Origin of the sequence: Pseudomonas sp. H26/SER47-MNA-CIBAN-0231, assembly GCF_040310465.1 — a bacterium.
Classification (GTDB): domain Bacteria; phylum Pseudomonadota; class Gammaproteobacteria; order Pseudomonadales; family Pseudomonadaceae; genus Aquipseudomonas; species Aquipseudomonas atacamensis.
The window spans coordinates 189,144-212,253 of record NZ_JBEOPW010000007.1 but is presented as its reverse complement, the minus strand read 5'-3'; the positions used below and the strand labels follow the sequence as shown (position 1 = coordinate 212,253).

At 61.4% G+C, this 23,110-nt stretch carries 22 protein-coding genes and 1 pseudogene; 20 read left to right on the top strand and 3 right to left on the bottom strand.

All coding sequences use genetic code 11. The features are described from left to right. Positions 1-6 precede the first annotated feature (6 nt). From AAEZ10_RS13880 to AAEZ10_RS13860, 5 genes are all read left to right on the top strand, one after another. Positions 7-885: an acyl-CoA dehydrogenase middle domain-containing protein gene (locus AAEZ10_RS13880; RefSeq protein ID WP_122747580.1), complete on the top strand. Its 879-nt coding sequence runs from the start codon at positions 7-9 to the stop codon at positions 883-885. Between the two features lie 181 nt (positions 886-1,066). Beyond that, positions 1,067-2,146: a serine hydrolase domain-containing protein gene (locus tag AAEZ10_RS13875; protein WP_350569613.1), complete on the top strand. Its 1,080-nt coding sequence runs from the start codon at positions 1,067-1,069 to the stop codon at positions 2,144-2,146. Further along, positions 2,143-2,439, top strand: coding sequence for an amidase (locus AAEZ10_RS13870; protein WP_122706428.1), 297 nt, complete (start codon positions 2,143-2,145; stop codon positions 2,437-2,439). Before AAEZ10_RS13875 ends, AAEZ10_RS13870 begins: the two co-directional genes overlap by 4 nt. A 170-nt stretch (positions 2,440-2,609) precedes the next feature. Continuing rightward, positions 2,610-3,200, top strand: coding sequence for a YceI family protein (locus AAEZ10_RS13865; protein WP_039762684.1), 591 nt, complete (start codon positions 2,610-2,612; stop codon positions 3,198-3,200). Between the two features lies 1 nt (position 3,201). Further along, entirely contained in the window at positions 3,202-4,359 is a 1,158-nt protein-coding gene (locus AAEZ10_RS13860) for a phospholipase D-like domain-containing protein (RefSeq protein WP_122505781.1), read from the top strand. A gap of 197 nt (positions 4,360-4,556) precedes the next feature. Here AAEZ10_RS13860 and bglX read toward each other — a convergent pair whose 3' ends face one another. Further along, positions 4,557-6,848: a beta-glucosidase BglX gene (gene bglX / locus AAEZ10_RS13855; protein ID WP_350569610.1), complete on the bottom strand. Its 2,292-nt coding sequence runs from the start codon at positions 6,846-6,848 to the stop codon at positions 4,557-4,559. Between the two features lie 258 nt (positions 6,849-7,106). On the opposite strand from bglX, the gene AAEZ10_RS13850 reads away from it, so the two are divergent. From AAEZ10_RS13850 to AAEZ10_RS13825, 6 genes are all read left to right on the top strand, one after another. Beyond that, positions 7,107-7,715, top strand: coding sequence for a LemA family protein (locus AAEZ10_RS13850; RefSeq protein ID WP_024011957.1), 609 nt, complete (start codon positions 7,107-7,109; stop codon positions 7,713-7,715). A gap of 13 nt (positions 7,716-7,728) precedes the next feature. Continuing rightward, entirely contained in the window at positions 7,729-8,481 is a 753-nt protein-coding gene (locus AAEZ10_RS13845) for a TPM domain-containing protein (protein ID WP_223630012.1), read from the top strand. Positions 8,482-8,514: 33 nt separating this feature from the next. Continuing rightward, complete coding sequence (locus AAEZ10_RS13840) at positions 8,515-9,132, top strand: TPM domain-containing protein (protein ID WP_024011959.1); 618 nt, start codon at positions 8,515-8,517, stop codon at positions 9,130-9,132. A gap of 311 nt (positions 9,133-9,443) precedes the next feature. Then, positions 9,444-10,670, top strand: coding sequence for a class I SAM-dependent methyltransferase (locus AAEZ10_RS13835; RefSeq protein WP_350569607.1), 1,227 nt, complete (start codon positions 9,444-9,446; stop codon positions 10,668-10,670). A gap of 177 nt (positions 10,671-10,847) precedes the next feature. Continuing rightward, the gene (locus AAEZ10_RS13830; RefSeq protein ID WP_122752000.1) at positions 10,848-11,429 is read left to right on the top strand and encodes a DJ-1/PfpI family protein; all 582 of its coding nucleotides are present in this window, start codon (positions 10,848-10,850) and stop codon (positions 11,427-11,429) included. 80 nt (positions 11,430-11,509) lie between these two features. Further along, positions 11,510-11,854: a YegP family protein gene (locus AAEZ10_RS13825; RefSeq protein ID WP_071174640.1), complete on the top strand. Its 345-nt coding sequence runs from the start codon at positions 11,510-11,512 to the stop codon at positions 11,852-11,854. Between the two features lie 111 nt (positions 11,855-11,965). On the opposite strand, the gene AAEZ10_RS13820 is transcribed toward AAEZ10_RS13825, so the two are convergent. Then, positions 11,966-12,985, bottom strand: coding sequence for a DUF4917 family protein (locus AAEZ10_RS13820; protein WP_339100440.1), 1,020 nt, complete (start codon positions 12,983-12,985; stop codon positions 11,966-11,968). Between the two features lie 154 nt (positions 12,986-13,139). Between AAEZ10_RS13820 and yiaY the strand changes: the two genes are divergently transcribed. Further along, positions 13,140-14,288 carry an L-threonine dehydrogenase gene (gene yiaY, locus AAEZ10_RS13815; protein WP_339100439.1) on the top strand — a complete coding sequence of 383 codons (1,149 nt, stop codon included), beginning with the start codon at positions 13,140-13,142 and terminating at the stop codon, positions 14,286-14,288. Here yiaY and AAEZ10_RS13810 read toward each other — a convergent pair. Beyond that, a complete protein-coding gene (locus AAEZ10_RS13810) occupies positions 14,249-14,926 on the bottom strand; it encodes a hypothetical protein (RefSeq protein WP_273528319.1) in 678 nt (225 codons plus the stop codon). The genes yiaY and AAEZ10_RS13810 overlap by 40 nt on opposite strands. Before the next feature lie 191 nt (positions 14,927-15,117). Between AAEZ10_RS13810 and AAEZ10_RS13805 the strand changes: the two genes are divergently transcribed. From AAEZ10_RS13805 to AAEZ10_RS13770, 8 genes and pseudogenes are all read left to right on the top strand, one after another. Next, positions 15,118-16,449 carry an NHL repeat-containing protein gene (locus AAEZ10_RS13805; RefSeq protein WP_339100438.1) on the top strand — a complete coding sequence of 444 codons (1,332 nt, stop codon included), beginning with the start codon at positions 15,118-15,120 and terminating at the stop codon, positions 16,447-16,449. A gap of 62 nt (positions 16,450-16,511) precedes the next feature. Next, complete coding sequence (locus AAEZ10_RS13800; protein ID WP_110644965.1) at positions 16,512-17,417, top strand: LysR family transcriptional regulator; 906 nt, start codon at positions 16,512-16,514, stop codon at positions 17,415-17,417. A gap of 252 nt (positions 17,418-17,669) precedes the next feature. Further along, positions 17,670-18,863: a CaiB/BaiF CoA transferase family protein gene (locus tag AAEZ10_RS13795; RefSeq protein ID WP_350569603.1), complete on the top strand. Its 1,194-nt coding sequence runs from the start codon at positions 17,670-17,672 to the stop codon at positions 18,861-18,863. Next, on the top strand, positions 18,860-19,786 hold the full coding sequence (locus tag AAEZ10_RS13790; RefSeq protein ID WP_350569601.1) for a hydroxymethylglutaryl-CoA lyase: 927 nt from the start codon (positions 18,860-18,862) through the stop codon (positions 19,784-19,786). Before AAEZ10_RS13795 ends, AAEZ10_RS13790 begins: the two co-directional genes overlap by 4 nt. Before the next feature lie 187 nt (positions 19,787-19,973). Next, the gene (locus tag AAEZ10_RS13785; protein ID WP_350569599.1) at positions 19,974-21,305 is read left to right on the top strand and encodes an MFS transporter; all 1,332 of its coding nucleotides are present in this window, start codon (positions 19,974-19,976) and stop codon (positions 21,303-21,305) included. Positions 21,306-21,499: 194 nt separating this feature from the next. After that, positions 21,500-22,234 (top strand): PA3715 family protein, encoded by a 735-nt coding sequence (locus tag AAEZ10_RS13780; RefSeq protein ID WP_350569598.1) that lies wholly within the window; start codon positions 21,500-21,502, stop codon positions 22,232-22,234. Then, a pseudogene (locus AAEZ10_RS13775) lies at positions 22,233-22,364 on the top strand (glutathione transferase); the annotation flags it as partial. The gene AAEZ10_RS13780 and the pseudogene AAEZ10_RS13775, both read left to right, overlap by 2 nt. A gap of 61 nt (positions 22,365-22,425) precedes the next feature. Then, positions 22,426-23,064, top strand: coding sequence for a LysE family translocator (locus AAEZ10_RS13770; RefSeq protein ID WP_016771303.1), 639 nt, complete (start codon positions 22,426-22,428; stop codon positions 23,062-23,064). Positions 23,065-23,110 lie beyond the last annotated feature (46 nt).

Genomic DNA, 23,110 nt, shown 5'->3' with positions numbered 1-23,110 from the left:
GCGCCCATGCCCTGGCCAGATCTGTTGCACCGCCGTGAACGCTTGCCCGCCGCTGCTGATCTGGCCGAGGGCTTTGCAACGTTGTTGCAGGCGCTGGGCAACGTCACGCCGTTCGAATTGGCGGTGGCCGGCGGGCGGCGGATGGCGACGCCGGGGCTGGCGTTTCTGGTGGGTTATCAGGCGGCGCTGCGCATGTTGTGGCCGAGCGCGCCGCTGAGCCTCGGCGCCTTGTGCGCGACCGAACAACGCAGCCTGCGCCCGGCCGATATGCAAACGCGGCTGCGCGATTTGCGCTTGAGTGGGCGCAAGGATTTCGTCACCGCAGGCGACGCCGCCGATTGGCTGCTGGTGGCTGCGCGCAGTGAGGAGCCGGGCGAAACACCGCGCCTGAGTCTGGCGGTGGTGTATCCCGGCGAGCCCGGTGTGAAGGTGGAAAAACTTCCGGCGTTGCCGTTGATGCCGGACATCAGCCACGGCCGCCTGTACCTCGACGGCGCCCTGTGCGAATTGCTCGCCGGCGATGGCTGGGACGCCTACGTCAAACCGTTTCGCACCCTTGAAGATGTCTACGTGCTCAGCGCCATGACCGCGTGGTTGTACGGCGTCGGCCAGGACAGCGACTGGCCGCAGGCCCTGCAATTGCGTTTGCTGGCGCTGCTGGCCGGGTGCGCCGAGGCCAGTCGGCAAGCGCCGAACAATCCGCCCGGGCATGTACTGCTGGGCGGGTTGTTTGCGCAGTTTGAATCACTCAAGACCGAGGTAGATCAGGCGTTGGTGCAGGGTGATCCTGCGTGGGCGGCGATGTGGCAGCGTGATCAAGGCGTGATGCAATTGGCTGCAGGGGCCCGGGCCAAGCGCTTGGCCAAGGCTCTTGCGTTGGCCTGACTGGCCTCATCGCGGGCAAGCCCGCTCCCACAGGTTTCAAAGGTGTTCATGAAATGTGTGTTCACTTGGGACCCCTGTGGGAGCTGGCTTGCCAGCGATGGCAATTTCATGGACGACCAACATCTAAAATTTGTCATAAACCCCGACTAGTCTCGACAGGTTCATTCCCAGAGCGCCCACCATGTTCAAAGGCCTGTCGCTGTTCCTGCTGCTGATCAGCCTCACCGTCCGCGCCGAACAGTGGCCCGGCGAGCAATGGCCCATCGCCCCGCAGATCACCGGCCCGGCTGTCGAAGCACTGGAAAGCTACGCCTTCGCGCCCCGCAACGACGCCACCCGCGAAGGCATCCGCACCGACGCCTTGCTGATCATCCACGACGGCCAGATCATCTACGAACGCTACGCCGCTCCGACCACTGCACAGACCCCACATCTGACCTGGTCAATCAGCAAAAGTCTGCTGGCAACCGTTCTCGGTGTGGCCTACGGCGAAGGCCGGTTCAAGCTCGATGATCCAGCGCTGAAGTTCTACCCGGCGCTGGACAAACACCCGGCGATCACCCTCGGCCATCTGCTGAACTGGGCCTCCGGTCTCAATTGGCAGGAGGACTACGAATACGCCCCGCTGAAATCTTCGGTGGTGGCAATGCTCTACACCCGCGGCCATCGCGACATGGCCGCGTTCACCGCCGCACACGACAGTTATGCCGCAGCGGGTCAGGCTTTCCGTTATTCCAGCGGTGACAGCAATCTGCTCGCCGCTGCCCTGAAAACCATGGTCGGCGCAGAGCGTTATGCTGATTATCCGTGGACAGCATTGTTCGAGCCGTTGGGCATTCGCCACGTTGTGTGGGAAAGCGATGCCAGCGGCACATTTGTCGCCTCGTCCTATGCCTATCTCACCGCGCGGGATCTGGCGCGGGTCGGTCTGTTGATGGCGCGGGGCGGGCGCTGGAACGATCGGCAGTTGCTGCCCGAGGATTGGCTCGCGTTCAACCTCACACCGTTTGCCGGCTACAAGGCGCATCAGGACGAAGCCGTCCCCGGCGGCCATTGGTGGCTCAATCGTCCTGTCGACGGCGCCACATCACCATGGCCCGACGCCCCACCCGACACCTTCGCCGCCCTCGGCCACTGGGGCCAGGCGCTGTATGTGATGCCCAGCGAGAAACTGGTGATCGTGCGTTACGGCGATGATCGTGATGGCAGCTATAAGCACAACGAATTGCTCAAACGCGTGTTGCAGGCGGTGCGGCCATGAGGCGGTTTCTATTGTTGCTGTTGGTCGTGCTGCTCGGTTGGGGTTGGTATGAACGGGAAAACCTCTGGGCTTTCCCGGACATCATCAGCGCCTACACCGCCAAGGAATATTGCTCGTGTCGTTATGTGATGAACAACGATGCCGGGTATTGCCGTGGCTATGTGAAGCAATGGCTGCCAACCAGCGGTTTTACCGATGACGCTTCGAGCAAAACCATCACCGTCAGCGGCATGGGCCGCAGCAACAGCGCGCAGTGGCTGAGCGAACGCCAGGGCTGTCGCCTGAATCCCTGAATTATCTGGTCTCCCCTGTGGGAGCGAGCCTGCTCGCGAAATCGTCGCAAGCCGCAATACATGCTGTGCGGGGAGCATTGCATTCGCGAGCAGGCTCGCTCCCACAGGGCTTGCAATAACTTGGCGGGCGGTTAAGGTTCGTGCAGGTTTATCGCCCCCACGAGTGTTCAATGTTCAACCGCTCCCTCTATACAACCTTCGCCAGTCTGCTGTTGACCGCCGCTGCGCTGCCGGCCCAGGCCAATTGGTACCTGGACGGCGAGTCGTCGCGGCTGTCGTTCGTCAGCACCAAAAATGCCAGCGTGTCGGAAGTGCAGCGTTTTCTGGTGCTGCACGGCAAGGTCGACCCCAACGGTCGTGCCGAGGTCGAAGTCGAACTCGAATCGATCAACAGCGGCATCCCGCTGCGCGATGAGCGCATGCGCAAGGAGCTGTTCCAGATCGAGCAATTTCCGGCAGCGACCATCACCACCCAGATCGATCTGCGCCCGATTAACGATCTGGCGCCCGGCGCGCAGCTGGAGTTGCGCCTGCCGCTGACCGTCAGCCTGCACGGCAAGCAGCACGAATACCCGGCCGAGTTGCTCGCCACGCGTCTGGATGATCGGCGTTTTCAGGTGGTGACACTGGAGCCGCTGGTGATCAACGCCGAGGATTTCGATCTGGCGCCGGGCCTGGAAAACCTGCGCAAACTCGCCGATCTGTCGGCGATCAGTCTGTCGGTGCCGGTGGGTGCGGTGCTGATTTTCACGGCGCGCTGACATGCGCGGTGCGGTGTTCCCCTGGCGTGACGGCAACCGTTTCGAACTGTTGATCGATGGCCCGCAGTTCTTTCCCCGGATGCTCGAGCACATTGCCGGGGCAAAAGAGCAAATCGAACTGGAGCTGTACCTGGTTGAGGCCGGCGCCTGCGCCGAAGCCATCGTCCAGGCACTGGTCGCGGCGGCCGAGCGCGGCGTGCGCGTGCGTTGTCTGTTCGATGATTACGGCAGCCTCGCGTTCACGCTGCATCTGCGCCAGCGCCTGACTCAGGCCGGGGTCGAGCTGCGTTTCTACAATCGCCTGAGCTGGCGGCGCTGGGTCGGCAATTTCTATCGTGACCACCGCAAATTGCTGCTGGTCGACCAATGCCTGGCCGTGGTCGGCGGCACCGGCGTGACCGATGAATTCTGGACGCCGGGCCATGATGTCAGCGAGTGGCACGAGGTGATGGTCGAGATCAGCGGCCCGTTGGTGATCGATTGGCAATTGCTGTTTGATCGCCAGTGGATCGCCAACCGCTACCGCCGCGCCTGGCGCCCGGCCGCGCATTTCGGCTTGCCGCGCCTGCCCCGCGTGCCGGACAAGGGCGAAGGCATGGGCCGCGTGGCGTATGCCGATGCCCGTCAACATCGCGACATTTTGCAGTCGTTGTTCCGTGCGTTGAACAGCGGGCAAAAACGCATCTGGATGGCCACCCCGTACTTCCTGCCGACCTGGAAAATCCGCCGCTCCCTGCGCAAGGCTGCCGCGCGCGGCGTCGATGTGCGCTTGCTGCTGACCGGGCCGCGCACCGATCACCCGTCAGTGCGCTACGCCGGGCACCGCTATTACCCGCGCCTGCTCAAGGCCGGGGTGCAGATCTTCGAATACCAGCCGTGCTTCCTGCACCTGAAAATGGTTCTGGTGGACGAATGGGTAAGCATCGGTTCGTGCAACTTCGATCACTGGAATCTGCGTTTCAATCTGGAGGCGAACCTGGAGGCGCTGGACCCGGCGTTGACGGCAGCGGTGGAGGCGAGCTTTGTGAAGGACTTCGGCTTGAGTCAGCTGGTGAGTCTGGAGGAATGGCAGCGCCGACCGTTGTGGCGGCGGGTCAAGCAGCGGGTGTGGGGCTGGGTGGATCGGTTGGTGGTGAATATTCTCGACCGTCGCGGATAACCACGATTTTGAATACACCCTGAATCCAATGTGGGAGCGAGCCTGCTCGCGAAAGCGGTGTGTCATTTGATCGTTCCCACGCTCCGCGTGGGAATGCCTCCAGGGACGCTCCGCGTCCAGTGACGCGGAGCGTCACGGGCTGCATTCCCACGCAGAGCGTGGGAACGATCAGTGCAGGGGGGGCAGTGTGCTTGCTGTTACAGCAATTCAAAGCTCTGCTGCGTCACCGCCTGCGAATCCAGGCCGATCTGCACGTTGAACTTGCCAGGCTCGGCTGCGTATTTGAGCTGGGCGTTGTAGAACTTCAGGTCTTCCTCGGTAATGGTGAAGTGCACGACTTTCTGTTCGCCGGCCTTGAGCATGATTTTCTGGAAGTTCTTCAGTTCTTTCACCGGGCGGATCATCGAACCGGTGACGTCCTGGATGTACAACTGCACCACGGTTTCGCCGTCACGCTTGCCGGTGTTCTTGACCATGACGCTGGCGTCGAGTTTGCCGCTGGCGTTGAGGGTGGTCGATGACAGCGCCATATCGCTCAGGGCGAAGGTGGTGTAGCTCAGGCCATAACCGAACGGAAACAGCGGGCCGGTGGTGTCATCGAAATACTGCGAGGTGTAGTTGCCCGGTTTGCCCGGAGTGAACGGCCGGCCGATGCTCAGGTGGTTGTAGTAGGTCGGGATCTGGCCCACGGAACGCGGGAAGGTCACCGGCAGTTTGCCCGACGGGTTGTAGTCGCCGAACAGCACGTCGGCGATGGCGTTGCCGCCCTCGGTGCCGCTGAACCAGGTTTCCAGAATCGCATCGGCCGACTGGTTCTCTTCGAGAATCGTCAGCGGACGGCCGTTCATCAACACCAGTACCAGCGGTTTGCCAGTGGCTTTAAGTGCGCGAATCAATTCGCGCTGGGTTTCCGGGATGTTCAGGTCAGTGCGGCTTGAGGATTCGTGGGACATGCCACGGGACTCGCCGACAGCGGCGACGATCACGTCAGCATCCTTCGCCGCTTTCACCGCTTCGTCGATCAGCACCTTGGCCGGGCGCGGGTCATCGACCACTTCCGGAGCATCGAAGTTGAGGAAGTTCAGGTAGTCGAGGACCTTCTTGTCGCCCGTGATGTTGGCGCCACGGGCGTAGATCAGGTTGGCCTTGTCGCCGATTACCGAACTCATGCCATCGAACAAAGTGACCGATTGTGCCGGGCGCCCGGCGGCGGCCCAGCTGCCCATCATGTCGATCGGCGCTTTCGCCAATGGACCGACCAGCGCGATTTTCGCGTCTTTCTTCAGCGGCAGGGTTTCGTTGTGATTCTTCAGCAGCACCAGACTGCGCCGCGCGACTTCGCGGGCCTCGGCGCGGTGCAGGCGGCTCTCGGCGTAGGTGTCGGCCGGATCATCCTCGGCCTTGCCGATGCGCAGGTACGGGTCCTTGAACAGGCCCATGTCGTACTTGGCCGCGAGCACTTCGCGCACAGCGTTGTCGATGTCTTTCTGTTCGATCTCGCCGGACTTGAGCAACCCCGGCAGTTCTTTGCCGTAGAGGGTGTCGTTCATGCTCATGTCGATGCCGGCCTTGATCGCCAGCTTCGCCGCTTCGCGACCGTCGCGAGCGACGCCGTGCTTGATCAGCTCGAAGATCGCGCCGTGATCGCTGACCGCCAGGCCTTTGAAGCCCCAGTCCTTGCGCAGCAGGTCGTTCATCAACCAGGTGTTGGCCGTGGCCGGGATGCCGTTGATCGAGTTCAACGCCACCATCACACCGCCAGCACCGGCATCGATCGCGGCGCGGTAGGGCGGCAGGTAATCCTGGTACATCTTCACCGGGCTCATGTCGACGGTGTTGTAGTCGCGGCCGCCCTCGACCGCGCCATACAGGGCGAAGTGCTTGACGCTGGCCATGATGCTGTCGGCGGCGCTCGGGGTCTCGCCCTGATAGGCCTTGACCATGACTTTGGCGATGCGCGAGGTCAGGTAGGTGTCTTCGCCGAAACCTTCGGAACTGCGGCCCCAGCGTGGATCGCGGGAGATATCCACCATCGGCGCGAAGGTGATGTCGAGGCTGTCGGCGGCGGCTTCTTTAGCCGCAACGCGACCGGACCGGCCAATGGCGTCCATGTCCCAACTCGACGCAAGGGCCAGCGGAATCGGGAAAATCGTACGGTGACCGTGGATCACGTCGTACGCGAAAAACATCGGAATCTTCAGGCGACTGCGCATGGCCGCGTCCTGCATCGGACGGTTTTCCGCGCGGGTGATCGAGTTGAACGTGCCACCGATGTTGCCGCCGGCAATTTCCTTGCGAATCAGCTCGCGGGGCATTTCCGGGCCGATGCTGATCAGGCGCAACTGGCCGATCTTCTCGTCGAGGGTCATTTGTTTCATCAGGTTGCTGATGAAAGCGTCCTTGTTTTCCAAAGGTACCGGGGTCGTGGCGGCCAGTACCTGATGACTGGCCAGGCTGACGAACAGACCCAGCAAACACAGCTTCTTCATGAATTTTTTCTCTAGAGCCCAAACGGTGATGCAACACCGGCCAGCCAAAATGTAGGGAGCGACTATTGTTGTTCGGATACCGGCGCAAAATCCTGAGCCGGAAAACCGCAGCCGACAGCGGCAACGTGAACGCGAAGGGCACTTTTTAGCCGATTAACCCGTCGCATGCCAGTGGCGGCGCCGATTATGCCCCAACCGCTGGCCGGGAATGCCCAGCGCTCGGTTTTTAAATCAAATGTGTCATGGAGCATCACTGCAATGAATATCAGCTCAACCTCCCGTTCACGGTTACAGATCGCCACGTTGCTGGTGTTCGCCACGCTGTTGACCGCGTGCGGCATCAACAATATCCCGACGCTCGACGAACAGGCCAAAGCCGCCTGGGGCCAGGTGCAGAACCAGTACCAGCGCCGTGCCGACCTGATCCCCAATCTGGTGGAAACCGTGAAGGGCTATGCCGCCCATGAGCAGGAAACCCTGACCGCCGTGATTGAAGCGCGGGCCAAGGCCACCTCGATTCAGGTCGATGCCAGCACCCTCGACAACCCCGAGAAACTCAAGCAGTTCCAGCAGGCGCAGGATCAATTGACCGGCGCATTGAGCCGCTTGATGGTGGTCTCCGAGCGCTACCCGGATCTGAAGGCCAACCAGAACTTCCTCGCTCTGCAATCGCAACTCGAAGGCACGGAAAACCGCATTGCCGTGGCGCGTCGCGACTTTATTCTGGCGGTGCAGAAGTACAACACCGAGATCCGCACCTTCCCCGGTCGCCTGTGGCACAGCGTGATGTACAGCGATCTGCCGATGCGCGAAACCTTCGAAGCCACCACGCCCGGCGCGGAAAAAGCCCCGGAAGTGAAATTCTGATTCGAGGTTGCCCATGCGTGTGTTGAAACTGGGCCTGGTGCTGCTGCTGTGGCTGTTCGCCGTCAGCGCCCGGGCCGAATTGACGTTTCCGCCGCTGAGCGGGCGCGTGGTCGATCAGGCGCAGATGCTCGAGCCATCGATTCGCGCGCAACTGAGCCAGCAATTGCAGGCGCACGAGCAGGCCACCGGCGAGCAATTGGTGGTGGTCACGCTGCCGGATCTGCAGGGCACCACCATCGAGGATTTCGGCGTTCAGCTTGGTCGGCACTGGGGCATCGGCCAGAAGGACAAGAACAACGGCGCCTTGCTGATCGTCGCCCGTGACGAGCGCAAACTGCGCATCGAAGTCGGCTATGGCCTGGAGGATCGCCTGACCGATGCGCAGTCGTCGGTGATCATTCATCAGGTCATCACGCCGGCGTTCAAGGCCGGCAACTTCAGCAAAGGCATCAGCGATGGCGTTGCGGCGATGTTGGTGGTGCTCGGTGGCAATCCGCTCGATGAGCCGTCCACCGTGTACGAATCCAGCGGCGACCCGGCGGATGATTTCATCTCGCGGCACCCTGCGCTGTTCATGTTTCTGGTGATGTTGTTCATCGTGACGGTGTTTGTCTGCCAGATGCTCGGTATCCTGCCTGCCGGCCGGGGTGGCTCCGGAGGAGGGGGCGGCTTTGGCGGTGGGGGCGGATTCGGCGGCGGAGGCGGTGGCGGCTTCAGCGGTGGCGGGGGCAGTTTCGGCGGCGGCGGTTCGTCCGGCGGCTGGTGAGATCAAAAGAATAATGAGCAGGCACTTTTCGACATGGCATTACTGACTGAACACGAACAACGCAAAGTCGCCGAGGCCATCGCCCGGGTCGAGCGCGACACCGACGCCGAACTGGTCACGGTGCTCGCTGCCCGTGCCGACGATTACGCGTACATCCCGCTGCTCTGGGCCAGCCTGCTGGCGCTGGTGTTGCCGGGCATCGTCCACTACCTCACGGGCTGGCTGACCCTGCGCAGTCTGCTGCTGGTGCAATGGGGTATGTTCATCGTCCTCTGCCTGCTGTTTCGTCTGCCAAAAATCACCACGCATCTGGTGCCGCGCCGCGTGCGCCACTGGCGCGCTTCCAACCTGGCGCGGCGGCAGTTTCTCGAACAGAACCTGCACCACACCGTGGGCAGCACCGGCGTGCTGATTTTTGTCTGCGAGGCTGAGCGCTATGTGGAAATTCTGGTGGACGAGGGGATTTCCAAACGGCTGGACAACAGCAACTGGGACGCGATTGTCGCGGCGTTTACCGAACAGGTCAGGCAGGGGCGCACGCTGGAAGGGTTTGTCACGTGCGTGGAGGCGTGTGGCGAGTTGTTGAAGGTGCACGTGCCGGTGACGCAGGTGCGGAACGAGTTGCCGAATCGGTTGGTGGTGTTGGGCTGATATGGCTTTTCACTTGAGCCCCAGACCCTCACCCCAGCCCTCTCCCGGAGGGAGAGGGAGCCGACCGAGGTGTCCTTTGCTCGACACCGACCTGAACGTCCGAGTCGGCTATGGATTGAGAACCTGAGTTCGGCTCGTTTTTTCAGGTCGGCGTAGTTCTGGAGAACAGCGCGATCGGCCCCCTCTCCCTCCGGGAGAGGGCTGGGGTGAGGGGCTTCTGCACCGTTGGGTAAATAAGAGGGTGTCCCCAACCCCCATCCCCCCTAAAATACCCGTCACTCCCGATTCCGCCCGTCCGAGGCCGTTTGTCCATGTCCGTTTCCGCTTCTTCCGCGCCGTCCGCCAAACCGGCCGCCGATCACCACGCCCAGTTCATCGAGCTGCTGCAAACCAGCCTCGACGACAGCGGTTTTATCAAGCTGGTGCTGGCCAAGTACGTCGGTGAAGAGGCGGATCTGCAGCGGGTCATCATCAAACCGGTGACGGTCAAGGCGCAGCCGTGTCTGTCTTTCGTTTATCGCTACAAGACCCGCGACATCACCAAGAACCTGCCGCTTGACGAGGGCGTGGCGCTGATTGCCGGTCTGCTGCCGACCTCGTTCAAAAATGCGCATTTACTGGCGCTGACCGACGAAGCGCAGCTGGAATACAGCAAAAAGGGCAAGAGTTCGCTGTTCAAGAGCAAACCTCAGCAATTGCGTGAAGCGCCGTCCGCCGAGCACAACCGCGAGAAAAACCGCTTTCTTGAGTTGAGCCGCCCGTTCCTCAAGGACTTGGGCGTGACCAATGCGCAACACGAGCTGATCCCGGCGATGTCGCGCAAGTGGAAGCAGATCAACAAGTTCATCGAAGTGTTCAGCCATGCCCTGACCTCGTCGCCGCTGGCGCTGGACAAACCGGTGCGGGTCGCCGATTTCGGTTCGGGCAAGGGCTACCTGACGTTCGCCATTCACGACTACCTGCGCAACACGCTGAAGGCCGCGGGCGAAGTCACCGGCGTCGAGCTGCGCGAAGAAATGGTCAACCTGTGCAACGCCGCTGCGGCGAAGCTTGAGCATCCGGGGCTGGTGTTCAAGTGCGGTGACGTGCGCACAGTGGCGCCGAGTGAGCTGGACGTGATGATCGCCCTGCATGCCTGCGACATTGCCACCGATTACGCGATCCACACCGGCATCCGCTCGGGTGCGTCGATCATCATGTGCTCACCGTGCTGTCACAAACAGATCCGCCTGCAGATCCAGAGCCCGGCGCTGCTCAAGCCGATGCTGCAATACGGCTTGCACCTCGGCCAACAGGCGGAAATGGTCACCGACAGCTTGCGCGCGCTGTTCCTCGAAGCGTGCGGTTACGAGACCAAAGTCTTCGAATTCATTTCGCTGGAACACACCAACAAGAACAAGATGATTCTCGCGGTGAAACGCGCCGAGCCGGTTGATCCGACGCAGTTGTTGGCGAAGATCACAGAGCTCAAGGCGTTCTACCACATCAGCGAACACTGCCTGGAAACACTGCTGCGCGCTGACGGCTATATGCCTTAACAGGCAGCCGCAAGCTTCAAGCGGCAAGCTGCAAGTTGCAGCATGACGCTGGTGTGCCTGATATGGGTGATCCTATTTTTTCTTGAAGCTTGAAGCTTGAAGCTTGAAGCTTGCAGCTTGCAGCTCAATTTGGGTCTACCTTGAATACTCCCAGACCTTTCCCCGAGGAGTATTCCCATGGCCGCGAAAAAGATCCTGATGCTGGTCGGCGATTACGTCGAAGACTACGAAGTGATGGTGCCGTTCCAGGCCCTGCAGATGGTCGGCCACACGGTCCACGCCGTGTGCCCGGACAAGTCCGCCGGCAGCACCGTGCGCACGGCGATTCATGATTTTGAAGGTGATCAGACCTACAGCGAAAAACCCGGTCACCTGTTCGCGCTCAATTTCGACTTCGCCAAGGCCCGCGAAACTGATTACGACGCGCTGCTGATTCCCGGCGGTCGTGCGCCGGAATACCTGCGGCTGAACGACAAAGTCCTCGAACTGGTGCGCGCGTTCGACAACGCCGGCAAGCCCATCGCAGCGGTCTGCCATGGTGCGCAACTGCTCGCGGCGGCGGGTGTGCTCGAGGGGCGTGAGTGCAGCGCTTATCCGGCCTGCGCCCCGGAAGTACGTCTGGCCGGCGGCACCTACATCGACATTCCGGTGACCGATGGCCATGTTCAGGGGAATTTCGCCACCGCTCCGGCGTGGCCGGCGCATCCTGAATGGCTGGCCGGTTTCCTCGGTCTGCTCGGTACGAAAATCACCTTGTAGTCGAGGCAGGCGACAGATCGCAGACGCTGGTCTTTACTCTGAAGCGCGAAATCTCTCAATCGCCCCCAGGAGAAACAGACATGTCCGGATGGTACGAAGTGAGCAAAAGCAGCAACGGCCAATTCAGGTTCGTGTTGAAAGCGGCGAACGCCGAAACGATTCTGACCAGCGAGCTCTACAGCACCCGCGCCGGCGCCGACGGCGGCATCGCCTCGGTGCAGGCCAACAGCCCGCTGGACGAGCGTTACGAGAAAAAATCGACCAAGGACGGCCACCCGTACTTCAATCTCAAGGCGGCCAATCACCAGGTCATCGGCAGCAGCGAGTCGTATTCATCGGATGGCGCGTGCGACAAGGGCATCGCCAGCGTGAAGGCCAACGGCCCGACGAAAACCATCAAGGACAAGACCCTGCCTGTCCTCTGAGCTCAGGGCATGAGCCTTTGAAATCAAAAGATCGCAGCCTTCGTCAGCTCCTACACCTGGAATGCATTTCCATGTAGGAACTGCCGAAGGCTGCGATCTTTTGATCTTGGTTCATACCTCAACCGGTACCGACAACTGCGGATCACCCAACGCATGGCTCTTGGCATCAAAGAACCGCAACTCAACCCCGGTACCTTCAAACACCTTGGCGTAGTGACGCTTCTGATGCTGGATGAACGCGGCACTGCGCGGGTAAATCGAGATCGCCACGCATTTCGGTCGGGCCAGGCGCAACGCGCGCACCAGGTGCGCATCCTGCTCGCCCAGGGCATGGCCGAAGATGCACAGGCTGTCGCCATGGGCCAGTAATTGCTCGTAGCAGAACGACAGATAATCGGAGCTGCGAATGGTCTTGAGCTTGTCGGCGCTCGGCCCTTCGGTGACGAACAGAGGCACGTCGTCCAGGGTCTTGATCGTATTGTTGATGGCGAAACTGCCGAGCAGGGTGCCCTCGGTCGAGGTCAGTTTGCGTGCGGTGCCGTCCTGATTACGCACCAGATGCAGACCACCGTGCAGGTACAGCAGACGCGGTTTGTCGGTGGCGCTCTGGCTCAGATCGAAACTCGCGTCCGCGCCGTTGAACAGGTCGTCGATGGCCTCGCCCGGGTGTTGCAGCGCCCAGTAATTGAGCAGGTCGTAGTTGGTGGTGAACACCGTGCGATAGCGCGTCAGTTCAGCATTGAGCACCGCCAGCGTCGAAGGCTGCACCAGCCGCCACGGGATGTGCACCGCGTGCACGGTGTTGATCAGCGCTTCCTTGATCGCGTAATAGCGATTGCGCGGCGCCGCCGAGCTGACCGCCAGCGCCTTGTTGACCCGGCTGGTGGTTTTCAGGGCGCCCAGCACTTGCTCGAAGCTGCGGGTTTGCAGCGCGTCGAACACCGCCAGTTCCGATGGGCTCAGCGGTTTCTCTTCGACCGTACGGGCGTTTTCGAACAGCGAGTCGTAGCCGAAGTCATCCCACACCGCGCGGCTGGCGCCATTGCCCACCAGCAAACCCTGGAAATCGTTCGCGGCGCGCAAGGCATTCCAGTCTTCGAGGGTGGCGTCGACATCGAGAAAATCGGTCATTGCGTGGGCGGTCTCAAAACAAAGGGCAGATGGACGGCGACTTTATCACGAGCGGACATTGAGCCAGATCAACATTGCTCGTGACCGATCGGTCGATCCTGTGTGCACCCGCCGAATCGAGGCAGTCGATCCGGCTTCAGTCAGGAGACACACGATGAGCAGCACCTTCTTCATTCCGGCGGTCAACATCATGGGCAGCGGCTGCCTCGACGAAGCCATGGTCGCGATTCGCAATTATGGTTTTCGCAAGGCGCTGATTGTCACCGACGCCGGGCTGGCCAAGGCGGGCGTGGCCGCAATGATCGCCGAGAAACTGGCGATGCAGGACATCGATTCGGTGATCTTCGATGGCGCCAGACCGAACCCGACCACGGCCAATGTCGAATCCGGGTTGGGGCTGTTGAAGGAAAGCCGTTGCGATTTCGTCGTGTCGCTGGGTGGCGGCTCGCCACACGATTGCGCCAAGGGCATCGCGCTGTGCGCAACCAATGGCGGGCAGATCGGCGATTACGAGGGCGTCGACCGCTCGAGCAAGCCGCAATTGCCGCTGATCGCCATCAACACCACCGCCGGCACTGCCAGCGAAATGACCCGCTTCTGCATCATCACCGACGAATCGCGCCACGTGAAAATGGCCATCGTCGACCGCAACGTCACGCCGCTGCTGTCAGTCAACGATCCGGAACTGATGGTCGCCATGCCCAAAAGCCTCACCGCCGCCACCGGCATGGACGCGCTGACCCACGCCATCGAAGCCTACGTCTCGACCGCCGCCAACCCGATCACCGACGCCTGCGCTTTGAAGGCCATGAGCCTGATCAGCAGCAATCTGCGTCTGGCCGTGCGCGACGGCAGCGACCTCGCGGCGCGGGAGAACATGGCTTACGCGCAGTTCCTCGCCGGCATGGCGTTCAATAACGCCTCACTTGGATTTGTCCACGCCATGGCGCATCAACTCGGCGGCTACTACGACTTGCCCCACGGCGTCTGTAACGCCGTGCTGCTGCCACATGTGCAGAGTTTCAATGCGCTGGTCTGCGCTGACCGACTCAGGGATGTCGCCCACGCCATGGGCGCGGATATTCGTGGTTTCAGCGCAGAGGAGGGCGCGCAGGCGGCGATCAATACCATTCGCAACCTTGCCAAAGACGTCGAGATTCCCGGCGGACTGCGTGAGCTGGGCGCGAAACTCAGCGATATCCCGGTGCTCGCCACCAACGCCTTGAAGGACGCCTGTGGACTGACCAATCCACGGGCGGCAGATCAGCGCCAGATCGAGGAAATTTTCCGCAACGCGTTTTGAATGAAGGCGCGCAGGCGAGCGAAGTCGAACAGTCCTTCGCTTGCTTCTGCGACCACGGTAAATGTTCGCACACGGCCCCAGTCTGAAACCTGGCCGGCGATGTTGTGAACGGCGGATATACGGTACTGCCCGACTGCCAATGAGTGTGCAGCCGGTGTTTGCCATTTCCGGTCGCTTTCGACCGCTGCTCTGGCAATCTCCAGGCCAGTGTCCAGATCGAAAATACTGACGAAACCCTCGGCCCGTGTGACATCTCCCGACAACATCAGAGGCGCATTTACCTCCGCTCCCTCAAGCGGTTCGAAGACGCCCGGGACGTCGATTTCGGGCCGCAGTCGCACCTCATATCCGCGCTCTTCACTCCATTCAGACGTGATGCCTGCATACGTCTGGTGGGCGTGAATCTTCTGCTGGCCTGGAGCCTGGGCGCCGCTGATGCTGAACGCCCATCGTCCCTTTGCGCTGACCAGCCCTGCACCGAGCGAATGGGTGTTTTCAATGTTCCAGACCTGTACAAGCGCATCGGGCATGCCGCTGCCGAGCAACAATGTCGCAGGTCCCGTCGTGCTGGCCTCCTCGGGGTAGGTGATGGTAGGGGCCGGGGCAGGTTGTGACATTTGCTCGTCGCAAGTGCTCATCGTTCTTCTCGTCCATGACTGATTTGAACGCTGAGGTTGGCATGACGTGCCTGAATTCGAACCTGTAAGAACTACCAGTCCTCCAGTCTTTTTTGCACGGTGATCAATTTCGTTTCCGTCTAAAAAACTGTCATTTGTGTCAGTTGTCCGGCGTGGCTTCTTCGGGTCGAATGCTCTCAGCGAGGGGATCGATGTCGATCCCACAGGAGAATACGAACATGCCGGAATCCAACGCGCCATTGCCCCCAACCGCGCAGTCAGCCGGGGAGCTGGATGCTCTGTTTGGTCTGCGAACGCTGAAATTTCCCGGAGCGGGCAAGACCATTGCCAAAGGCGTGGCGATCACGCCTTCGGGGCAGATCATGGTCAGCGCTACCGTCGAGCTATCGGGCCATTCGTACTACGGCCTTGCGCGGCTGGATGCCGATGGCAATCCGGATCCGGCCTTCGGCGACGGCGGATATCTCAATGGCGAGTTCGGCACAGGCTCGCTCACGCAAGGCGGGCCGTTGATTGTTGATGCGCTCGGACGGATCTGGATGTGCGGTGTGATTGGCGTGGTCAAAGACCAGACGCTTGAATACCAGCAAGTCATCGCGCGGTTTCTGCCCGACGGTTCGCCGGATATCGAGTTCGGCGGCGACAGGAATGGCTACCTGATTGTGCCCATGCGGATTCCGGCACTTTTTGGGGCCACCCATGGGCAACTGCTGCTGGCGAAATCCGATCCGCAGCTTGCGCAGCCGGACAGGCTGCTGTTTGTGACAGCGCAAAAGGGCAGTGGCCTGTTGACGCGATTCCATCTCGATGGCTCGGACGATTTATCGTTCGCCAGCAACGGTTGGCTGCCCCTGTCGCTGCCAGGCGTGGCCATTTCGCTGTCCGGGATCATCCAGCTCGACGATGGGCTGATTCTGCTGCATGGCAAAACGGAAGTAACCAATCAGGGATTGGTCATGGCGTTCGACCACAACGGGAAAGTTGCACAAGCGTTCGGCGACAAGGGTGTACTGCTGTTGAACATTCAGCGCGATGGCAAGCTGCTCGAAAGCAGCGTGGCGGACATTGCTGTGCAAACGGCGCAGCGCCTGCTTCTGCTCGGTTCGGCGGTCGAGTCAACGCAAGGCACGAAACTGCAACACGGGTTCATCAGTGGTATTACCTACGCCGGCCAAATGGATGACGCGTTCAACAACCCTGTCCTCAGCCCGACGGCGCATGAACTCGACCTGAGAGGTTGGCAAGCAGGGTTTGCGCTGGATGACATCGCCGGCCAACGGATCGTTGCGGTCGGACAGACCTCGGGCAGCGCACGAGGCTTGTTGACGGGAGGCTTTCTGGTCGATGGCGCATTGGATGATTCGTTTGATGTCGAGGGCGCGAAGGACATTTCATGGCCAGCCATCGATGCCTGCCTGCAAGGCTCTTCGATCCTGGTGTTGGGTCGCAGGGACGACAGCGCGCAGCTGGTTCGCTTGCTGACCGCACCTGTCACAAAACAGCGCGCCAACATGGGCAACTGAGCAGTCAGCGGTAAAACCGGGCTATCCTGCCGGCTCGGATGAACCCTGCCTTCGAGCCCACCATGCTGCAAAAAAGCCTGATCCGCCGTCTCGACCTGATCACTCTGCAACTGTTCGTCGCCGTCCATGAGGAAGGCACGTTGACCCGTGCGGCTGCGCGCGAGGCCATCGCGGTGTCGGCGGCGAGCAAGCGCCTGATGGAGTTGGAGGAGGCGCTGGGCATCGCTTTGTTCGTGCGTCAGGCCAAAGGCATGATCCTCACGCCGGCCGGTGAAACCCTGCTGCACCATGCCCGGCAGATGCTCTTCAATGTGGAGAAGATGGGCCTGGAGCTGGGCGAGCACAGCCACGGTGTGCGGGGTTACGTGCGCATGCTGGCCAATCTTTCGGCGATCATTCAGTTCCTGCCTGAAGACTTGCGCGACTTCTCCGCGCGGCATCCGCAGGTCAAGACCGACCTTGAAGAACGCCCCAGCGCCGGGGTGATTCAGGGCGTGCTCGATGGCGTCGCCGACCTCGGCATCTGCTCCGACGACAGCGACACCAAAGGCCTGCACAGCGTGTTGTACCGCCAGGACAAACTGGTGGTGGTGATGCTCCCGGAGCATCCGTTGGCTACGCGCGCATCGGTGACTTTCGATGAAACTCTCGACAGCGATTACGTCGGCTTGCACGCAGCCAGTTCGATCAACATGCGTACCCATGCGGCCGCGCGGCAGGCCGGCAAAGTCCTGCGCATCCGCATTCATGTGCCGGGATTCGATGCGGTGTGCCGGATGGTCCAGGCGAACATGGGCATCGGCATTCTGCCGCAGCGAGCCTATGAGTTGTTTGGTCAGGCACTGGGCTTGCGTGCGGTGCCGCTGACCGACGACTGGGCGGATCGCGCGCTGATTGTGGTGGTGCGCGATGAGGCAGGGTTGTCGCCGGTGAGCCGGATGTTGTTTGAGCATTTGCGCGGGCGGTAGATCTTCATTGCGGCTGATGGCCTCTTCGCGAGCAGGCTCGCTCCCACATTGAACTTGTGTGAACACAGAATCTGAAACCACTACAGATCCTTGTGGGAGCGAGCCTGCTCGCGAAGGCGGCCCTGAATTCACCACGCAATCACAGCGGAGCATTCGCATTTCGCGAACGCCCATTGCCGAGAGACGGCTGGATTCGCCGATCATCGTTCCTCTAGCCTTGGCGACATATTCCAAGAACAAGAGGTACCCGCGATGACTGCCCCTTTGAGTGCAATCAAAGTGATCGAGATCGGCACCCTGATCGCCGCGCCGTTTGCCGCGCGCATGCTTGCCGAGTTCGGCGCCGAGGTGATCAAGATCGAAGCCATGGGTCAGGGCGACCCGCTGCGCAAATGGCGCAAGCTGCACGAAGGCACATCGCTGTGGTGGTACCTGCAATCGCGCAACAAGAAATCCCTGGCGCTCAATCTCAAATCCGCTGAAGGCATCGAGCTGGTCAAGCAACTGGCCGGCGACGCCGACGTGATCATCGAAAATCTGCGCCCCGGTGCGCTGGAAAAACTCGGTCTTGGTTGGGACGTGCTGCATGCCTTGAATCCAAACCTGACCCTGGTGCGTATCTCCGGCTACGGCCAGACCGGCCCGTACCGCGACCGGCCTGGTTTCGGTGCGATTGGCGAGGCCATGGGCGGCATCCGCTACACCACCGGCACACCCGGTTCGCCACCGGCGCGAGTCGGTGTCAGCCTCGGCGATTCGCTGGCCTCGCTGCACGCGGTGATCGGCGCGCTGATGTCGCTGTTGCGGGTCAAGACCGGGCAGGGCGGTGGACAGATCGTCGATGTGTCGCTGGCCGAAAGCGTGTTCAATGTCATGGAAAGTCTGGTGCCGGAATACGACATGCTCGGCCATGTCCGCGAACGCAGCGGCGGCGCCTTGCCGGGCATCGCGCCCTCCAACACCTACCTCACCGCCGACGGCGCCTACGTGGTGATTGCCGGCAACAGCGACCCGATCTACAAGCGTCTGATGCACACCATCGGCCGTGCTGATCTGGCCGAGGCAGAAGAGTTCGCCCACAACGACGGCCGCGCGGCGCAGAGCGGTTTGCTCGATGCAGCCATCACACACTGGACCAGCAGCCTGCCAATCGACGAGGTACTGGCCGCCCTCGAAGCCGCTGAAGTGCCGGCCGGGCGCATCTACTCGGTGGCTGACATCGTCGCCGATCCGCACTATCAGGCGCGGGACATGCTGCTCGATGCCGAGTTGCCCGGTGGCGCAACGGTGAAGATGCCCGGCATTGTCCCCAAACTCTCGGAGACCCCCGGCGGGGTGAACTGGTCCGGGCCGAAACTGGGCCAGCACACCGACGCTATTCTCGCCAATCTTGGCCTGACTGAACTCGATATCGAACGTCTGAAAGGCCAGGGGGTGGTGCAATGATCACTGACTATTCGCAAACCCTGATCGTCCAGGAAGTCTCGCCCCGCGACGGTTTGCAGATCGAGCCGACGTGGGTGGAAACCGCTGACAAGATCGCCCTGATCAATCAATTGTCACAGGCCGGATTCAGCCGCATCGAAGCCGGCTCGTTCGTCTCGCCCAAAGCCATTCCGGCCCTCCGTGACGGCGAGCAAGTGTTCAAAGGCATCCAGCGTCAGCCGGGTGTTATTTACGTGGCGTTGATCCCCAACCTCAAAGGCGCGCAACGCGCACTGGCGGCGAATGCCGATGAGTTAAACCTGGTGATGTCTGCCAGCCAGACCCACAACCTGGCCAATATGCGCATGCGTTGCGAAGAGTCGCTGGCGGCGTTCGCTGACATCGTTGCGTTTGTCAGCGGCTCAGGTGTGCGCCTCAACGGCAGCATCGCCACCACGTTCGGCTGCCCGTTCGAAGGCAAGATTGACGAGGATCGCGTGCTGCAAATCGTCGACGCTTATCAGGAGCTCGGCATTCAGGGCATCAGCCTCGCCGACACCACCGGCATGGCCAATCCGCGTCAGGTGGATCGCTTGGTGCGGCGCGTTTTGCAACGGGTTTCGCCCGCCGATCTGACCCTGCATTTCCACAACACCCGAGGCCTTGGTCTGTGCAATGTGCTGGCCGCTTACGAGGCCGGCGCGCGGCGCTTCGATGCGGCGCTGGGTGGCCTCGGTGGCTGTCCGTTCGCGCCGGGGGCGTCGGGCAACATCTGCACCGAAGACCTGGTGAACCTGTGCGCTGAAGTCGGCATTCCCACCGGGATCGATTTGCCGCTGTTGCTGAAGCTTTCGCGCGGCTTGCCGGCGCTGCTGGGCCACGATGTCCCCGGCCAACTGGCCAAGGCCGGGCGCAATTGCGATCTGCATCCGATGCCGACCTGAGACACACCAGTACCCCTGTGGGAGCGGGCTTGCCCGCGATGACGGCAGCAAATGCAACGAAAGCGTTAGCTGAACTGACGCCATCGCTGGCAAGCCAGCTCCCACACAAAAGCGCTCCACAGTGAGCGTCATCACCAGACAACAAAAACAATCGGACGCCCATCGGTAGTCCGCCTGGAGAAAATCTATGAGCCTCAACGTAATGAAGGCGGGCGTGAATCCGTCCGTCGATCACGACGCCGAAAAAGCCCTGATCAGCAAAGTCGCCTGGCGCCTGATGCCGCTGATTATGGTCTGCTACCTGTTCGCCTTTTTCGATCGCATCAACATCAGCTTCGCCAAATTCCAGTTGCAGACCGACCTGAGCCTGAGCGATACCGCGTATGGCTTGGGCGCCGGGCTGTTCGTGGTCGGTTACGTGCTGTTCGAAGTGCCGAGCAACATGATGCTGTACAAGGTCGGCGCGCGGCGCTGGATCGCGCGGATCATGATGTCGTGGGGCGTGGCGACGGCGGCGATGGTCTTCGTCAACAGCGAATGGCAGTTCTATGCGCTGCGCTTCGTCATCGGTGCGATGGAAGCCGGCTTTGCCCCGGGCGTGCTGTATTACCTGACCCTGTGGTTTCCGCAGCACTTCCGTGGCCGCATCACCTCGATGCTGTTCCTTGCCTCGGCGTTTGCCGGGCTGGTCGGCGCGCCGTTCTCGGGCTTGGTGTTGCAACACCTTGACGGCGTGTTGCAGATGCGCGGCTGGCACTGGTTGTTCCTGCTCGGAGGCGTGCCATGCATCGCACTCGGTTTTCTGGTGCTGACCCAGCTCAAGGACCGCATCGAGGATGCGCACTGGCTCACCGCTGACGAGAAGAAATTGCTCTCCAGTCGCATCGCTCATCACGAACCACACAAGAGCGGCGGCTCATTGCTCGCGGCGCTGAAAATTCCCGGGTTCCTGACGTTGGGTTTGATCTACTTCCTGATCCAGGTCGCGTCCTACGGTTTGAATTTCTGGGCACCGCAATTGATCCGCAGCGCCGGCACCGAAAGCCCGGTGATGATCGGCCTGCTGACCGCCATTCCGTACATCTGCGGGGCGATCAGCATGGTGGTGATCGGGCGCTTGTCAGACGCCACCGGTGAACGGCGCAAGTTTGTCGCCGGGCTGGTGATCGTCGGCGCGATCGGCTTTTTCAGCGCGGGAATCTTCGCCAGCCACACGACCTTCCTGATCGTCGCGCTCGGCCTGCTCGGCGCGGGCATCATCGCTTCGATTCCGAGCTTCTGGACCCTGCCACCGAAACTGCTGGCGGGCGCCGGTGCCGGCGCAGCGGGCGGGATCGCGGTGATCAATACCCTGGGGCAATTTGGCGGGATCGTCAGCCCGGTCATGGTCGGGCGCATCAAGGACCTCACCGGCAGCACCACCCCGGCGCTGTACGTCATCGGCGTCGCCGCGCTGATTGCGGCCGCTTTGCTGCTGTGGGGCTTGCCGCAGAAGTTGCGTACGCTGGACAAGTATTGAGATTGGCGGCGTCGGCGATGACGCCTTCGCGAGCAGGCTCGCTCCCACATTTGCAATGCGGATTTCCTGTGGGAGCGAGCCTGCTCGCGAATTCCGACTTCAGACACATGAGAGGATTCGCTGGCCAGATCTGTTGAATCCTCCGATGCAGAAAGGGATAGTGCGCGCCTGGAAATATCTTCAAGGAGCGGGAAGTGACAATGAAGTCCACGTGGATCACCGCTGCGGCGCTCTGCGGGTGGTTGATGGCTGGGCAGGCTTGGGCCGATTGCACGCCGCCTGCGGTCAGTGGCGAAGCGGACTTTTCTTTGTGCAAGGACTGGCCGGCTTATCCGTCGCTGACGATTACCGCGCTATCGACGTTCGTGCCCGATCCGGTCTATGGCCAGGACGGCAGGGTGGGTTCATACGATCTGGCTCTGGCCGTCACTACCGCTGGCAGCCCCAAGCCGCTGGCGACCTATCATCAGCGGTCGGCGTTTCTCTCCGATGCCATCGCGCTGGAGAGTCTGGAGCTGGATACGGCGCGTTATAAACTCACGTCCGACCTCCGTGCCTTCGGCGTACGCGCCAATTTCAAAGGCTCGTCGCGCGTCAATCCGCTGGATGAAACCCTGCTGTCGCTCTACGTGAAAGAGGGCGACAAACTGCGCCCGGTGCTGGATCGTTTGGTCGTCTACAGCTTCAGTGGCGAATGGGATGGCAATTGCGCCGGAGAGCGCTCGGAGACGGTGCGTACGCTTGAGATGGGCAAAACCAGTTCCCATGGTTACGCCGATATCATTGTCCGCTCGGTCACCACGGGGCTGGTCGGTGAGGGGCCACCCGACACCTGCGAGTCGAAAACTACCCACGAAAAGCCGGTGCTGACCACGTTGCGCTATGACGGACAGCAATATTTCATTCCCGAAAATCTGAGAGGCTATTGAAGGCGCGTCGTTCTACTTCCTCGATCCCGACGGGCACAAGCTCGAGGTCCATGTCGGCGATTTGCAATCGCGGCGGGCTACGTGTCGGCAGAAACCGTATCCCGGCATGCGTTTCTGCGACGAACCCTGATCCGCTTCAATCGCGGTGATATAGACTCTGCGCCACGTGTTCTGGCGCTTGCAGGTTTCTCATGACTCCATCATTGCTGTTGGCCGTTCTGGCTTCGGGTTTCATCTACGGGATCACCCCCGGGCCGGGCGTGCTGGCGGTGTTCGGGATTGGCGCGGCCCATGGGCGGCGCGCCGGGGCGGGGTTTCTGTGTGGGCATCTGCTCGGCGATGTGATCTGGTGCAGCACCGCGCTGGTGGCGATTGTCGGTGCGCGGGAAATCGGCAGCACCGCGTTCGATGTACTCGGCGTGCTCAGCGCGGTGTACCTGTTCTGGCTCGGCTGGCGTGCGGTGCGTGCCCAACGCCGCAGCGGCGACGAGGCGCAAGGGGCGGCGCGGCAGCCGTTCTGGCACGGCATCGTCTTCGGACTGACCAATCCCAAGGCCTACCCGGTGGCGGTGGCGACCTTCACGGCGCTGCTGTCGAGCCGCGCCGAACTGCTCAACTGGTCGATGCTGCCCGCACTGATCGCCCTGAGTTTCATCGGCGGTGCTCTGGCTTACGCTATCCTCATCGGCGTGGTCGGCGCGCAGCGGGTGCGCACGGTGTATCAGCGTCATGAGCTGCTCATCACCCGTTTATGCGGCGTGATGTTTATCGGCTTCGCCATCAATGCGTTGATGCACGCGCTGCCGGGGCTGCTGCCGAACAAGACTTGATGAAATGGGCAGGGACGCGCAATCACGATCATGGACGATTGAAATC